General features: G+C 45.7%; 11 protein-coding genes and 1 pseudogene. 3 read left to right on the top strand and 9 right to left on the bottom strand.

The genetic code is table 11. The features are described from left to right. Nucleotides 1-980 precede the first annotated feature (980 nt). From RG608_RS06415 to RG608_RS06405, 3 genes are read left to right on the top strand one after another with little or no spacing between them, the layout of a single operon-like run. Nucleotides 981-2,030 (top strand): bifunctional glycosyltransferase family 2/GtrA family protein, encoded by a 1,050-nt coding sequence (locus RG608_RS06415; protein WP_308946732.1) that lies wholly within the window; start codon nucleotides 981-983, stop codon nucleotides 2,028-2,030. Next, nucleotides 2,027-2,938, top strand: coding sequence for a phosphodiester glycosidase family protein (locus tag RG608_RS06410; protein ID WP_308946731.1), 912 nt, complete (start codon nucleotides 2,027-2,029; stop codon nucleotides 2,936-2,938). The genes RG608_RS06415 and RG608_RS06410 overlap by 4 nt, the downstream gene beginning before the upstream one ends. Further along, the gene (locus RG608_RS06405; protein ID WP_308946730.1) at nucleotides 2,919-3,392 is read left to right on the top strand and encodes a hypothetical protein; all 474 of its coding nucleotides are present in this window, start codon (nucleotides 2,919-2,921) and stop codon (nucleotides 3,390-3,392) included. The genes RG608_RS06410 and RG608_RS06405 overlap by 20 nt, the downstream gene beginning before the upstream one ends. Before the next feature lie 246 nt (nucleotides 3,393-3,638). Here RG608_RS06405 and RG608_RS06400 read toward each other — a convergent pair whose 3' ends face one another. From RG608_RS06400 to RG608_RS06360, 9 genes and pseudogenes are all read right to left on the bottom strand, one after another. Further along, complete coding sequence (locus RG608_RS06400) at nucleotides 3,639-4,241, bottom strand: histidine phosphatase family protein (RefSeq protein WP_308946729.1); 603 nt, start codon at nucleotides 4,239-4,241, stop codon at nucleotides 3,639-3,641. Continuing rightward, nucleotides 4,238-4,834: a histidine phosphatase family protein gene (locus RG608_RS06395; RefSeq protein WP_308946728.1), complete on the bottom strand. Its 597-nt coding sequence runs from the start codon at nucleotides 4,832-4,834 to the stop codon at nucleotides 4,238-4,240. The genes RG608_RS06400 and RG608_RS06395 overlap by 4 nt, the downstream gene beginning before the upstream one ends. 11 nt (nucleotides 4,835-4,845) lie before the next feature. After that, nucleotides 4,846-5,687: pseudogene (locus RG608_RS06390) on the bottom strand (HAD family hydrolase). Nucleotides 5,688-5,962: 275 nt separating this feature from the next. Further along, on the bottom strand, nucleotides 5,963-8,200 hold the full coding sequence (locus RG608_RS06385) for an alpha-galactosidase (RefSeq protein WP_308946727.1): 2,238 nt from the start codon (nucleotides 8,198-8,200) through the stop codon (nucleotides 5,963-5,965). 108 nt (nucleotides 8,201-8,308) lie between these two features. Next, nucleotides 8,309-9,253 (bottom strand): AraC family transcriptional regulator, encoded by a 945-nt coding sequence (locus tag RG608_RS06380; RefSeq protein WP_308946763.1) that lies wholly within the window; start codon nucleotides 9,251-9,253, stop codon nucleotides 8,309-8,311. A gap of 1 nt (nucleotide 9,254) precedes the next feature. Further along, on the bottom strand, nucleotides 9,255-10,133 hold the full coding sequence (gene metF, locus RG608_RS06375; RefSeq protein ID WP_308946726.1) for a methylenetetrahydrofolate reductase [NAD(P)H]: 879 nt from the start codon (nucleotides 10,131-10,133) through the stop codon (nucleotides 9,255-9,257). Between the two features lie 137 nt (nucleotides 10,134-10,270). Further along, entirely contained in the window at nucleotides 10,271-12,523 is a 2,253-nt protein-coding gene (gene metE / locus RG608_RS06370) for a 5-methyltetrahydropteroyltriglutamate--homocysteine S-methyltransferase (RefSeq protein ID WP_308946725.1), read from the bottom strand. A 240-nt stretch (nucleotides 12,524-12,763) separates the two neighbouring features. Then, nucleotides 12,764-13,705 (bottom strand): hypothetical protein, encoded by a 942-nt coding sequence (locus RG608_RS06365; RefSeq protein WP_308946724.1) that lies wholly within the window; start codon nucleotides 13,703-13,705, stop codon nucleotides 12,764-12,766. Next, the gene (locus RG608_RS06360) at nucleotides 13,702-14,802 is read right to left on the bottom strand and encodes an AI-2E family transporter (protein WP_308946723.1); all 1,101 of its coding nucleotides are present in this window, start codon (nucleotides 14,800-14,802) and stop codon (nucleotides 13,702-13,704) included. The genes RG608_RS06365 and RG608_RS06360 overlap by 4 nt, the downstream gene beginning before the upstream one ends. Nucleotides 14,803-14,997 lie beyond the last annotated feature (195 nt).

Here is a 14,997-nt window from a genome sequence, read left to right as displayed (position 1 = left end):
TTTGTAATCGCTAGGCTTGATATTGCTAGCGTCCTCGCTTACCGACGGTGTGCTAATCGGACGATAGTCGCTCGAACTAACGTTGCTGACACTTTCGCTTACCGATGGTGTACTAATTGGCTGATAGTCGTTCGAACTAACATTGCTGACACTTTCGTTTACTGATGGTGTGCTAATCGGACGATAGTCGCTCGAACTAACATCGCTAGCACTTTCGCTTACCGACGGTGTACTAATTGGCTGATAGTCGCTCGAACTAACGTTGTTGACACTTTCGCTTACCGATGGTGTACTAATCGGACGATAGTCGCTCGAACTAACACTGCTAACACTTTCACTTACCGACGGTGTGCTAATCGGACGGTAGTCGCTCGAACTAACGTTGCTGACACTTTCACTTACCGATGGTGTACTAATCGGACGGTAGTCGCTCGAACTAACACTGCTTACACTTTCACTTACCGATGGTGTGCTAATCGGACGGTAGTCGCTTGTGCTGATGTTGCTTAAGCTTGAACTAGAATTAGAACTGATTGGCGCATAATCAGAGGCTGAAAAAGAACTTCCAAAACCTCCGCCAAAATCGAAAGCTTTTACCTCATGAGGTTGAAAAGCCATCGCACTCAGTATGACAGCCGAAGCTATAACAACTTTACGAAATGATTTTTTCATAAGACAACCTTTCTATAATGTAATACCGTTAATATTATAACGCATATTTCTTATACCGTTAATATTTTTGGTACAATGTTATAGTTTTTTAATAAAAAGTTGGAGTATCTTCATATTTATTTTCCTAATTTTTAAGACTCATTTAAGATAGTTATGCATCATCCAACTCTATCCCCACCAGCCTTTCTCCCCTCTTCTTTCTCTGCTCTTTCCTTAAAGAAATATTAATATTTTCTTAAAACTAACTTATATTAGGAATTTTTAAGCCACAGTCTGTATACTTTCTACAAATCATCTAAGAAAGAGGTATGGATATGGATTATCTAGTGATTCCGGCCTATGAGCCTGATTATAATCTTATTAAGCTGATAAAAAAAATTCACCATAAGAGTGATTTTCATATCATTGTTATTGATGACGGCAGCTCATCTAAATGCCAGATAGTCTTTGAGCAGGCGGAGCAGTACGCGACTGTGCTTCGTCATCAGGTCAATCAAGGCAAGGGGCAAGCGCTGAAAACTGCTTTTACCTTTATCCAAGCACTGAAGATCTATGGAACGGTGGTAACAGCAGATGCGGATGGCCAGCACAAGGTCTGGGATATTTTCCGTGTAGCGAGCAAGGCTTCTGAGAATCCCAATCGGCTGATTCTGGGAGCACGCGCCTTTACCGGCAAGGTGCCTCTGCGCAGCCGCTTCGGTAACAGTCTGACTCGGGCTCTCTTCAAGCTTCAGACTGGCGTGGGTGTCTCAGATACTCAGACAGGCTTGCGAGCCTTTACGACCAACATGATTCCATTTATGCTAAAGGTAGAGGGCCAGCGCTATGAGTATGAAATGAACATGCTCTTAGAAGCCAGCAAGGAATATCCCATTTTGGAAGTGCCCATTGAGACGGTCTATATCAATGATAATCAAGGCTCGCACTTCCGGCCGATTCGGGATGGGCTCATGATTTATAAAAATATATTCAAATTCGCCCTGACTTCTCTCAGCAGTTTCATCATGGACTACATTGTCTACGCACTAGCTCTCTTGTTTTTAGCCGCTGTGCCGACCAGCCTGAGAATTCTTCTCGCAAACGGGATTGCTCGAGTGACCAGCTCAATCTTTAACTATTCGACCAATAAAAGACTGGTCTTTAAGAACGACGACAGTATACTCAAGACAGGAACTGGCTATTTCAGCCTAGCTGTAGTGCTCTTTATCCTAGACACACTGCTGATTCGCCTCTTCTATGCTGTCTTTGGCCTCAATCTTCTGATTGTCAAAATTATCGTCGGAATTTTACTCTTCACCGTCTCCTGGATGGTCCAAAAGAGATTTATTTTTAAGGAAAGGACACACACCGCATCATGAAATTTTTAAAGAAACGCTATGCCTACGCCTCCATTTTTGGGCTGCTTCTGACAGCTTCCTTCAGCTACTCCATGCTGAAAACCTTTGTCATCGCAGAGACCATTTCCACGGTTTCAAGCGCAAGTTCGTCGTCCAATGCCGAGGCTGCCAGCAAGGCTGCTGAGACAGCAAAAGTGACGGACAACAGCTATTCAGATGACAACATCTCGGTCACATTGACTGAAAAGACCGTCAGCAACACCCAAGTCTACATCGCCGATGTGACCGTTAGCTCATCAGAATACCTGAAAACGGCCTTTGCCCAAAACACCTACGGAAACAATGTCACTGCCAAAACCTCGGAAACAGCTGCCAACAACAATGCTATCCTAGCGGTTAACGGCGACTACTACGGAGCCAATACAACCGGCTATGTCATCCGCAATGGCGTCGTCTACCGCGATACTGTCCGAGAAGACTCTAGCAATGGTGATTTGGCTATTTACAAAGACGGCTCCTTCAAGATTATCTATGAAGACCAAGTCTCTGCTGATCAACTGGTCAAAGACGGTGTGGTCAATCTCTTGGCCTTCGGCCCATCTCTTGTAGAAAATGGTGAGATTGTCGTTGATACCAACTCTGAAGTCGGCCAGTCCATGTCTTCCAATCCACGAACAGCTATCGGTATCATTGATGAAAACCACTACATCATCATCGTATCAGACGGACGCACCTCAGAAAGCGAGGGACTTTCCCTCTACCAGATGGCAGAAATCATGAAATCTTACGGTGTCAAGACCGCCTATAACCTCGACGGCGGCGGCTCCTCTACACTTTACTTTAACGGTCAGGTCATTAACAAACCTACGACCAACGGAAATACTATCTCAGAAAGGTCGGTGAGTGATATTGTCTACATCGGTTACTAATCCCAGCAAAAAACGTTTTAGAAAAACAGCCCTTATCTACGCACTATTAACGATTTTCTTCTTTGCTTTCAGCAGAATCTATGAATCCTTCAGTTTCGGCGAAACATCTAGCCACATGCACTATCTCTTTACCATTCCTCTAACGGGCGGCATCCTACTCCTGCTCTTTATGAAGGTCATCCCTAATCTCTCTCGGCTCAGCCTCAACCTTTGGAACTCAGCTGTAGCCATCATGACAGCCGGCATGCTCTTCCGTGGCATCGTCAACCTATCTGGCCGCTCCACGACGCTGGATATGCCTTATTGGTACGTAGGAACGGCCTTTGCAGCTCTGGCACTACTCTCCATGGTCTTTACTCGAAGTGAATGGAAGGCAGAAGAGCAAGCTCAACCAATACCTAACAAAAAAGAAGACGCAAAACTAAGTCGCCGTGAAACCTACAGTCAAGTATAAACCAAAAAGAGGCTGGGACAAAAGTCCTAGCCTCTCAATTGTCTTAGGATTGTCGAGCAAGACGCAGTGGTTGAGTGGGCTCTACTACGCTGATTTCATCAGCTTTTACAGCCCTACTCAACTGTGCGGAGGTGGGACGACGAAATCGAATTCTAACGAATTCCCGATTTCTGTCCCACTCTCTTTTATTCTAGTGATAATCTTTCTGATTCTTCATTACTATGAGCCGTTAAAAAATTTGCTTTTTCATTCACACACATATACACTACCCGTCAGCGGGTCAATGACTTCTGCCAGCCTAAAATGCCCCTGCTCATAATGGTAATGGCAGATGGCGCAGTTGCCAAAGCGCACCTTGGGATCCAGAGTTTGAGCTGCAATTTTGAGATAGAAGGCCCACATGGCACCGCCGTGGCTAACAGCCAATACTGGTTCTGCTCCTGCCTGCTCCATAACCTCAGTCAGAGTGACTAGCACGCGCTCACCGACTTGGTCCACACCTTCTCCGCTATAGGGGACGAAGAGGTCTTCAAAAGAGGTAGCTCCCGGTCGGAATTTCGGCTGCAGACGTTCAGGCTGGGCCTCAAAAAGACCAAAGTTCCATTCTTTAATGCCCTTAAGGCGAGTATAGTCGGTCCGGCCAGAGACAAGTTCCAGAGTATCAGAAGCTCGCTCCTGAGTGGACGAGTAGAGAGGACCAAAACGAATGCCCCGCCCTTGCAAATAAGCCCCTGCCTGCCGGGCCTGTTCCTGCCCCAGTTCAGTCAAAGGGGAGTCGCTAGTTCCCTGCACCAAGCCTTCTTGGTTGAAAAAAGTCTGACCGTGCCGCATCAAATATAAATCTTTCATTTTCCCTCCCAGTCGCTAAAATCGTGACCAATCACTTCTTCTAGGTAAAATTGGTCCTGTTCAAAAGTAAACTTCAAAATCCCACAGTTGGTCATGTGACCTAGAGCATCCAGACGCCAGTTTTTCTGCCAAGCTCTGGCAAAATTGGCCATGGCCCCGCCATGGGAGACCATGAGCACGGACTGGCCATCTGTCTCTTGCATGAGCTGAAGAATGGTCGTTGCCATACGCTCCTGGACCTGATTCTGTGATTCACCGCCATAGGTCACAAAGAAATCTCCATAAGGCAAGGGCGGATTAAGGGCTTCGCTTTCCCCTTCAAAGGTGCCGAAGTTCCACTCCTTGAGTCCCTTGATACGCTTATAGGGAAGCTTCCCGTCTGTTACCAATTCCAAGGTATCACATGCCCGCTCTTGAGTAGAGCTATAAGCATCGTCAAACGTAATACCGGCATCCTTAAAATACTGGCCTGCAACCTGGGCTTGATAGATGCCAAAATCGGTCAAAGGTGCATCACACCACCCCTGCACCTTGTGGCGCAGGTTGAAAAGCGTTTGGCCATGCCGCATCAGATAAAGAGTTTTTGCCATCATTCATCTCTCCTTTAGATGAGTTCTAACTTTTCAAAAGCCTTGTAGAGACCGTCTTGGCTGACCGAGACTGTCAACAGATCGGCCATGGCCTTGATTTCTGCTCCGCCATTTCCCATAGCGACCCCGACCTGACAATAGTCCAGCATAGGAATATCAACCTTGGCATCGCCAAAAGCCAGAGTATCTGCCCTGTCAGCATCCAGATGCTTCAGCAGAACCTCAATAGCATGCGCCTTGGTAATATCTTTGACGCCCAAATCACCAAAGAGTGCATGCTCGCCCTTGCCGCCCCAAGTACCTGCTTTGAGTTCAGGAAAAGCTGACTTAGAATCCAGATGGTCTTGGTAACTCTTTAGGATAAAGCTGACTTTGTTCAGGTCGTCCCGATAGAGCTCCCCACCATAAACCAGACCGTGAAAAGCTTCTTCTGCCTCCATATTTACTACTTTTTCTGGATTAACACCTTTTCCAAGAACATAGGTCTGAAACACTGGTCGAACTGCTTCGCGAAAGCCCCTGCTTGCAAATAGACCGTTATTACTCTCTAGGTAAAACTCTAGCCCCGCTCTTGAAGCCAGTCGACTAGCCTTTTAGCGATATCTCCTGGAATCAGCTGGTGCAGAACAACCTCTCCTTCATGCTCCACATAAGAACCGTTGCCACCAATCATACCATCAAAGCCAATATCCCAAATTTCCGGCGGCATCTCAGCCTTGCTGCGACCTGTGCAGACATAAACTAAATGGCCCTTTTCCCGTGCCTTGCGAATGGCGACAACAGCAGACTCCGGTATATGATTATCATAGTCGATGATGGTCCCATCCACGTCCAGAAAGATGATTTTTCTCGTCATAAAACTTCCTCTTCCTCATGTTCTTCCTCGCATTTGCCGAATGATTTCTACTAATAATCCAATCTGGCAAATGCTTTCTTCATTTTTATAAATTCTCTCATTTTTGGCCAATATTATTTTACGAACTCTTCATCCTATTATATACCTTTTCGAAAGCTTTTTCCTATAGAATTATCAGAGATAATGGTACTATCCTTTTTTTCTCAGAGAAAAAAAGCAAGAAGGACAGCTTTTAATCAGCTTGTTCCTTCTGCTTTTTTTATTTCCCATCTTATCTACTCATCCTCTGCTTCAAACAGCCAGAGCTTGGAATCAAAGTCATAGCTCGGCTTTTGCTCAGAATCCTCCAGAAGCTGACCGCTGGAAGCGTCCGTGGTGACCAGCCCAACTCTCATAAGCTCAACCCCCATATAGGCACGCCCCTCTAGCCGATAGACCTTATCCAAAGCCAGCCCTTTCAATTGCAAGCGCTGATGAGAGCGATTGACTTGATTGAGGACCTTGAAAGTGCCTAAAAGTGCCGTGTTCTGATCCTGACTGACAACCATCCAAGCTGTCTGCCCATCTCCCTTAAAGGGCGACTGCAGTCGATAAAAAGTTCCATTATGAATTAGCTCTCGATGGCGCTTGTAAAAAGCTATCTGTTCCCTGACTTCAGCCAATTCTTCTGGGCTTAGCTGATTAAGATCCAGCTCATAGCCAAAGGAACCGAAAAAGGCAACATTGCCCCGCGTCTTCAACGGAGTCAGACGATTGGTCTGGTGATTGGGCACGATGGAGACATGGGCTCCCATGGACGAAAGCGGATAGAGAAGGCTGGTCCCATACTGGATTTTCAAGCGCTCGATGGCATCCGAATCATCACTGGTCCAAGCCTGCGGAGCATAATAGAGCATACCTGGATCAAAACGGCCTCCACCTGAAGAGCAGGACTCAAATAACAATTTCGGATAGCGATTGATTAAACGCTCATACAAGTCATAAACACCCAAGACATAGCGGTGGAAAATCTCTCCTTGCTGTTCAGCTGGCCAGGCAGCTGAGAAGACATCCGTCAGAGGGCGATTCATATCCCATTTGATATAATCAAGCTGCGCTTCCTCGATAACCGCTGACAGACGCTCAAAAATCTCGTCCACTACTTCCGGCCGAGAATAGTCCAAAACGAACTGGTTCCGACCATGGTGGGGCTGTCTATCTGGCACTGCCAGCAGCCAGTCAGGATGAGCTCGATAGAGTTGGCTGTCCTTATTGACCATTTCCGGCTCAAACCAAAGACCGAACTTCATGCCTAAACCGTGAATTCGCTCTGCTAGCGAGCCCAGCCCCTGCGGCAGCCTTTCTGGATTGACAAACCAATCACCCAGCCCAGCGCGGTCATTAGTCCGCTGGCCAAACCAGCCGTCATCTAGCACAAAGAGTTCCACTCCTACTTCCTGAGCCTTTTCAGCAAGATCCAGAAGCTGATTCTCACTAAAGTCAAAATAGGTAGCTTCCCAGTTATTGATGAGCACAGGACGCGCTCGCTCGCGCCAGTATCCCCTTGCTAGACGTTGACGAAATAGCTGATGAAAAACTTGACTCATGCCGTTGAGGCCCTGCTCAGAATATACCAGCAGAGCTTCTGGACTGGTAAAGGATTGGCCCGCAGCCAGCTTCCACTCAAAACCGAAAGGATTGATGCCTAGCTGCAACCGGGTCACATCATAGGTGTCCACCTCAGCCTGAATGAGAAAATTACTTGAGTACACCAAGGCCACTCCTAGCACTGGACCTGAAAACTCAGTCGTTTCCGAGCGCTTAAGAGCTACAAAGGGATTGTGGTGAGGACTGGAAATACCGCGAGTTGACTCAATGGACTGAGTCCCCTGCTGAAGCGGACGCTCCTTGATATGGCGTTCCCGGGCCCATGCTCCTGATAGCTGCAGCAAGTCATAGTCAGCATCTGGCAGATCCAGCGACAGACTAGCTAGGGATTCCAAGTAGCAAGTTTCCCTGCCTTGATTAATCACTTTGCTGGAACGAGCGATAACCGGCCAATCAGTAAAAATCGTATAAAACAGCTGAACTTCTACTTTTGTCAACTCATCTCGGAGGGTTAGAATAAGAGTCTTAGCCTCCGTTTGAGTCTCTGTATAAGTAGCGGGCAGCCCCTCTAAAGCTGGCTTACCATCTACCATCTGATGACTGACATAGACAAAGTCAGTAATGCGCGATCCATTTCCCTGCCGCAGACAGATAGCGGGATGGCGAAAGTCTGTCGTGCCGTATTCTGGAAATTCCTGCCGCACATGCTCCAAAGAATAACGTAAATCTCCTTCTTTCCGATAGGTCGTCATGGGCCGATGCTGCAGCTCCACCAGATAAGAATAATCCCGCTCCGGCACCGCCGCTCCGTAGTAAAGCTGCAAGAGTTTACCATCCTCAGAAACTCGAAAGATATAAGAAATCTCACCATTAGTCAGATGAAATTGTCTGTACTCTTCGTTAAACGAAATACTCGCCTTATTCATGACCTTCTCCTTTCGTAGTCCGCAATCATGCTTCTCCTTTCATTATAAAAAAGGCCACCCCTTTTGGTAAGCCTTTCTTTCTAGTATTATTTGTCCAAATGTGACTTTTTACAGCTCCTGCCCCAGATGAGAGCTAGACTTGCGAAAATTCAAGGGCGACTGGCCACGCGCCTTTTTGAAGGCTTTTGAAAAGCTCTGTGTTCCGGAAAAGCCTGTCTTACTGGCAATCTCTTCCACCGAAAGCTGGCTGCTCGTCAGCAAATCAGCTGCCATATTGAGCCGCAAATCATTACTGTACTCCTTAATCCCCTTGCCTACTTCATCCTTGAAAAGCCGAGATAGGTAGGAAGGATGCAGCGCCAATTTCTGTGCCAACTCCTGTACAGATAAACTTTCTGGCAGATGACTGCTCAGCAGTTCCAAGACCTGCTGGACATAAGGATTGACCTGACGGCTTTCCACGATTAAGGATGTCTGCTTGAGACGCTGGGACAAGAGCTCTAGAAAGCGATAAACTTGCCTTTGCAGAGCTAGTTCAGCTGTTATTCCGCTACCCTCATAGGCCAGACTTTCAAAGACCAAGGCCTTAAATTCCTGGAAAGAAGTCAGCTCAAAAGACCATTGGCCTGACTGTAGTCCCAGAGCCTGCAGATAACGAGGCAAGAGGTGCCCACCCAGTCCCATCCAGACATAAGACCATGGCTCTTCTCCATCAGCCTGATAAAAGACCGACTGACCCGGTGGCACCACAAAGCCCTGCCCTTCCTGTAAATCATAGCGCTGATTGCCAACGGAGTAAGTCCCCCGCCCCTCCAGTACGATATGAATGACATAAACATCCCGAACAGCCGGCCCAAAGCTATGATGGGCTTCCGTTTTTGAATAACCACAGAAAGCAAAAAAACAATCTTCTTGGCCAAACTGCATAGACTTAACCAAGGTCAGCGAATGTTCCATCAGCTCCTCCTTAGATTTGGATAAGTTTTTTATCCTTATTATAAAACAAAAACCACTAAACAGCAAATGAAACTGATCAGTGGTTTCTTCATTCATCTTAAAAAGATTGGACAGATGGGTGATGATTAAAGAGAGCATGGGTAGCCTTATAGATATGGTAGGCTGTTGCAGCGTTATTCATAGTGTAAAGGTGTATGCCCGCCACGTCCTGGGTCACCAAGTCAACGATTTGATCCACAGCATAAGCTAGACCAGCTGCTCTCAGAGACTCTGGGTCATGTTCGTACTTATCCAGAATAGCCCGGAATTTTCTTGGCAGCTTGATATTCTCGCATGTCTTGAGCAAGCGCAGAGCCTGATTGCGGTTGAGAATCGGCATAATCCCAGCATGGATGGGCACTTCAATACCCGCTAAAATACACTTGTCCTGAAAATCATAAAAGCGCTCATTGTCAAAGAAAAGCTGGGTCACCAGACTAGAACAGCCCGCATCCACCTTTTTCTTGAGATTTTGAATATCTGAAATCTGATTTGGCGAATCTGGATGCCCCTCTGGATAGCAAGCTCCGATGATGTTAAAGTGCGGCGCTTCTGTCTTGATGTACTCGATCAAGTCAGTCGCATAGGTAAAATCATCCTTAGGCGCTGTATCTGGAAAAATATCCCCTCGCAAAGCCAGAATCTGATGGACACCAACCCGATCCAAAGACTGCAAGATATTAGACACCATGTCCTTGGTCAGATAGACCGCAGGCAGGTGAGCAATGGTCGGAATCTTGAGATCATTGGCGATGAACTCAGTCAAACGAACCGTCGTCTCCTCAATGTCAAACTTATTATTGCTGGCTGTCACACTGATAAAGTGAGGAGCCAAATCTTGCATCTCTCTCAATGCCTGAAAAATCTTATCATTGCCTATTGCCGGATTGGGAGGAAATACTTCAAATGAGAGACTAGGTGTATGACGACGAACCATATAACAAAAAGTTCCTTTCAATGATGGTAGTAATAGCTGAGGACAATCCTAGAAGAACAGCTCCTGCAGGATTGTCAGCTCCGCTTTAATTTTGGTATGTTCCTCCATCAAGATCAACTTTTGAGGTTCCAGGAGGATTATTGCAAATGTTGTCTAGCTGCTTTAGCTGCTTCTACTAAGCGCACCAAGCTAGCCTTGGTTTCTGGGATACCACGAGTTTTAAGACCACAGTCAGGGTTAATCCAGACCTTGCTGCTTGGCACCTTAGCCAAGATAGCTTCGATCGTATGGTCAATTTCCCCTTCATTTGGCACGCGCGGTGAGTGGATATCGTAAACTCCAGGCCCCACTTCTGTTTGGAAGTTTTTCGCTTTGAGTTCGTCCAGGATTTCCAAGTTAGAGCGACTCGCTTCAAAGGATATCACGTCCGCATCCATATTATCGATAGCAGGGATGATATCGGTAAATTCTGAGTAACACATGTGAGTGTGGATTTGCGTATCTGGTGCTACTGTTGAGTGTACCAAGCGGAAGGCTGGAATTGCCCAGTCAAGGTAATCTTCGTACCAGTCACTACGACGGAGTGGCAATTTCTCACGAAGAGCAGCCTCGTCGATTTGGATAATCTTCACGCCTGCAGCTTCAAGGTCAAGAACTTCATCCTTAATAGCAAGAGCGATTTGAAGGGTAGAATCCTTGATAGAGATGTCTTCCCGTGGGAATGACCAGTTGAGGATGGTTACAGGTCCAGTCAGCATGCCCTTAACAGGTTTGTCTGTACGGCTTTGTGCATAGCTAGACCATTTAACAGTGATTGGGTTGAGACGAGTCACATCACCCCAGATGATTGGTGGTTTCACTCCACGCATACCGTATGATTGTACCCAACCATTCTTAGAGAAGAGGTAACCTGACAGGTTTTGACCGAAGTACTCAACCATGTCATTACGCTCGAACTCACCGTGCACCAGCACGTCAAAGCCAACTTCTTCTTGCCATTTAATCCATTCATCGATCTGCTCAGCCAAGAACTTGTCATAGTCCTCTGCTGACAACTCACCCTTACGGAAGGCCAAGCGTTTGGCACGAACTTCCTTGGTTTGAGGGAAGGAACCAATTGTCGTAGTTGGCAATGGTGGCAGATTGAGCGCCTTGTGCTGAATTTCCTCACGCTCTGCAAAGACCGGCAGGCGAGTGTAGTCCGCATCCGTCAAGCCAGCGATGCGAGCAGCCAGCTCTGCATTTTGCCCAACACGCTCTGCTGCAAAGAGAGCTTTGTTAGCAGCAAGTGCTTCTGCACCACCGCCATTGCGGATAGCATCCAAGTCACGGATTTCATCCAATTTTTCTACCGCAAAGGCAAAGTGGTTCAAGATTGCTGGTTCAAATTCTTCATTAGCCGTTGTAAATGGCACATGAAGCAGTGAACATGAGCTTGTCAAAACAAGATTTTCAGCTGGGATTTGCTCAAGCACCGCCAAGCTCTTTTCGTAGTTGTTGCGCCAGATGTTCTTACCGTTGACAATCCCTGCATAAAGTGTCTTATCAGCTGGGAAACCGCCTTTTACAAGTTCAAGTGTTTTCTTGCCTTCGACAAAGTCCAAACCAATCGCATCTACTGGCAGCTCTACAAGGTCCGCATAGATGTCACGAACGTCACCAAAGTAGGTTTGAATCAAGACTTCCAAGCCTTTCTTGTCTGCTAGAAGTTTCTTATAAAGGTCCAAGAAGAGAGCTTTTTCTTCTGCTGACAGGTCTTTGACCAGACTTGGCTCATCCAGCTGGATACGCTCTGCACCCAGCTCTGCTAATTTGGCAAAAACTTCTTGATAGGCTACTGCTAAGGCATCTACAAAGTCAGCTGGCGCTACACCGTCTTCAAAGTCAGATACTTGCAGGAGAGTGAATGGACCAACTACAACTGGACGGGTTACCAAGCCTAGCTCTTTCGCTTCCGCAAATTCATCAAAAATCTTGTGACCAGCCAATTTGACTTGGGTTTCTTTTTCAAATTTAGGAACGATATAGTGGTAGTTAGTGTTGAACCATTTTTTCATCGGAAGGGCACGGACATCCCCTTTTTCGCCCTGATAGCCACGAGCCAAGGCAAAATACCGCTCCAAGTCAGTCAACTCCAACTCTTGCACAGATGACGGCACCACGTTAAAGAGAAAGGCCGCATCCAGCACATTGTCATAGTGAGAAAAGTCATTTGACGGAATCTCTGAAATCCCCTTTTCCTTGACAATATTCCAGTGTTTAGCACGCAACTCTTTGGCCGCAGCCAGAAGCTCTTCTGCTGAGATTTCATGTCTAAAGTATTTTTCAGTTGTAAATTTCAATTCGCGGAATTCACCCAAACGTGGGAAACCAATAATAGTCGTTGACATAAACGTCCTCCAAAATTTTTCTTGATTTTATCTTATCAGAAAATCCCCCCTCTGTATAATTGGAATTTCCCAGAGTTTGATATAGCCTAAAACTATAACCTATCTTGTCAATCAGTCCAAAATCCCCATTTTAGAAGCACCATTGACTGTAATTATTGTTAGCTATAGGTATAAGTTATGACCTTGGAAAAAGAAAAACCAGCGATTTTTATTCTCGCTGGTTTTTTCTGATTTTCTTACTTAATTTTTCTGTAGCGCTGGATGCTGCTCCAACCATGCTTTTGCTTCTTGACTATTATGAATCTGAGTATCAGATACAGATGAATTATCATTGTAGCCATAAACTGGCAAAACATCCTCTCCCTTGGTCGCAAACCAATAAAGAAGAGTATCAAACCACTCATCTGGTGTAACCTTATCCGTCCTAACATAAAGCGCCCAATCCTCTTTAATCAGCTTAGACTCTAAATCTGGGTACAGGCTGTAAAGATTAATGTTCACATCTTGAACCCTCCCGTCAAGTGTGAATTTTGCTATTTGATTCGAAGGATTCATATAGCCCTTAGGATCTATAACTTCCGACAAATTTGTTGCTTTTGCCGTATTATAGATATCAGAATCCATGGTAAACTTTGTATTTTCTGATGCATCTTCTATTTGTTCTGTCTCCAAATTTAAGTACACATCTTTTAAAGTTGGTCGTTCTTCTGAAAGGTTCTCTATAGTCAATCTAAAGTAATGCTCCCCCCCAAGATAATAACATCCAATTAGTTCAAGAGGAACACTTTTCTTATCGTAACTTCGAACAGCTTGATAGAGATCAATCTTTCGTTCTGGCAAGCCTTCTTCCTCTAAATTATAAAGAATAAGGTTCCAATACTCTCCTTTTTGCTGAAGATGCTCCTTCGAAGATGTTTGTTCTTTCTCTGGAAGGATTGCCCATCTTTTTTCTGAATCTATGGCGTACTTTTTACCAACAATCAAAGAACTTGGCGCTAGAACATATTGCTTTTTTTCTCCAAAGATTTGAATATCTGAACGTCTCACTTTTGAGTGCGAATTACTCTTATATGTTATCTTCTGAGATTCATTCTCCGTTGATTTTCTATAAATAGTGAAATAAAAACTAACAAGCAAGATAGCCAATAGAAGCGAGCTGAGAATAATTATTTTTTTCTTCATCTACTTGCACTCCCTTCAGCTTTTTTCTCCTCCTTCTCCACAACAAACTCTCTAACCAAGCGGTAGATAACTGCGAATATAGGCGTGAAGAAAATCATGCCGACCAAGCCAAAGAGGTTACCTCCAATCAAGGCTGCGGCTAGGGTAAAGAGAGTTGGGAGACCGACGGACTGGCCTACCACGCGCGGATAGATGACATTGCCCTCAATCAGCTGCACCACCTGAAAGACTGCGATTGAAAGAAGGGCTTTCCAAGGGCTATCGGTAAAGATAAAGATAGCTCCCAGAGCACAAGCTGAGAATGGCCCGATGTAGGGAATGAAAGAGAGCACTCCAGCCAGAACTCCTGTCAAGGCCGCATAAGGCAAGCCTGTCAGAGAGTAGGCGATAAAGACTAAAATCCCAACAATGACGGCCTCTATCATCTGCCCCATCAGAAACTTATCATAGGTCTCAACAATGACAGAACCGACATAGGATAGGCGTTTGACAGCTTTCTCAGGAAGCAGGACCTGCAAGAGACGGCTAGTGATTGTCTGCAAATGCTCCTTGCTGCTCAAGAAGGCAAACATGAGAAAGATAGACATGATGACCGAGAAGAAATTGCCAAAGATGGCAGAGATATTGCCTGTCAGACTGCCCAGAAGAGAGATAGCTCGGTTGACAATGTCACTGTTTTGCAGCTGCTTAGTCAAATCTTTCAGCTGGCTAGAGGAAAGCAAGCCAGACTGCTGCAGCCACTTGGCTACCTGAGGCGCTACCTTGCCGATTGTTGCGCTCAGCTGATTGACCGCTGTGGTCAAGGTCGGTACGACGATGGAAACAATCCCTGTCATAATGAGAGCTAAAATCAGCACCTCTAAAACTAAGGCCAAACCGCGCTGCAACTTCTGAGGGACTCTGCATTTGTCCAAGAAGTCTTCCAGCTTTTTCATAGGCACATTAAAGATAAAGGCTAGGACTCCACCCAGTATAATAGGCGAAAAAACCGAAGTCAGACTCTGCAGACCAGACCAGATGTTCCCGATATAGAGAACCAAAGCCAGAGCGAGCGCCGCAAAGACGATCAGTTTATAAGATTCATTTATTTTTTTCATAAGGTGTCCTTTTAAGGTTTTGTCTTTTCCTTATTTTATCATAATTTTCGAGGGCTTTCGAGCAGGAGAAAGCATGGCAACACATAGCTCAGTCAGCTTTGTCATCGCTCTTGAATTTGGGTACATCTTGAAGCTTGAATTGTCAAAATAAGTGCACATTTTCTTCATAGAAAACTTCATAAGGTGTTTTCCAGT

The organism is Streptococcus sp. IsoGale022, from assembly GCF_031142805.1.
GTDB classification, from domain to species: Bacteria; Bacillota; Bacilli; order Lactobacillales; family Streptococcaceae; genus Streptococcus; species Streptococcus sanguinis_A.
This window is presented reverse-complemented; position numbering and strand designations above follow the sequence as displayed.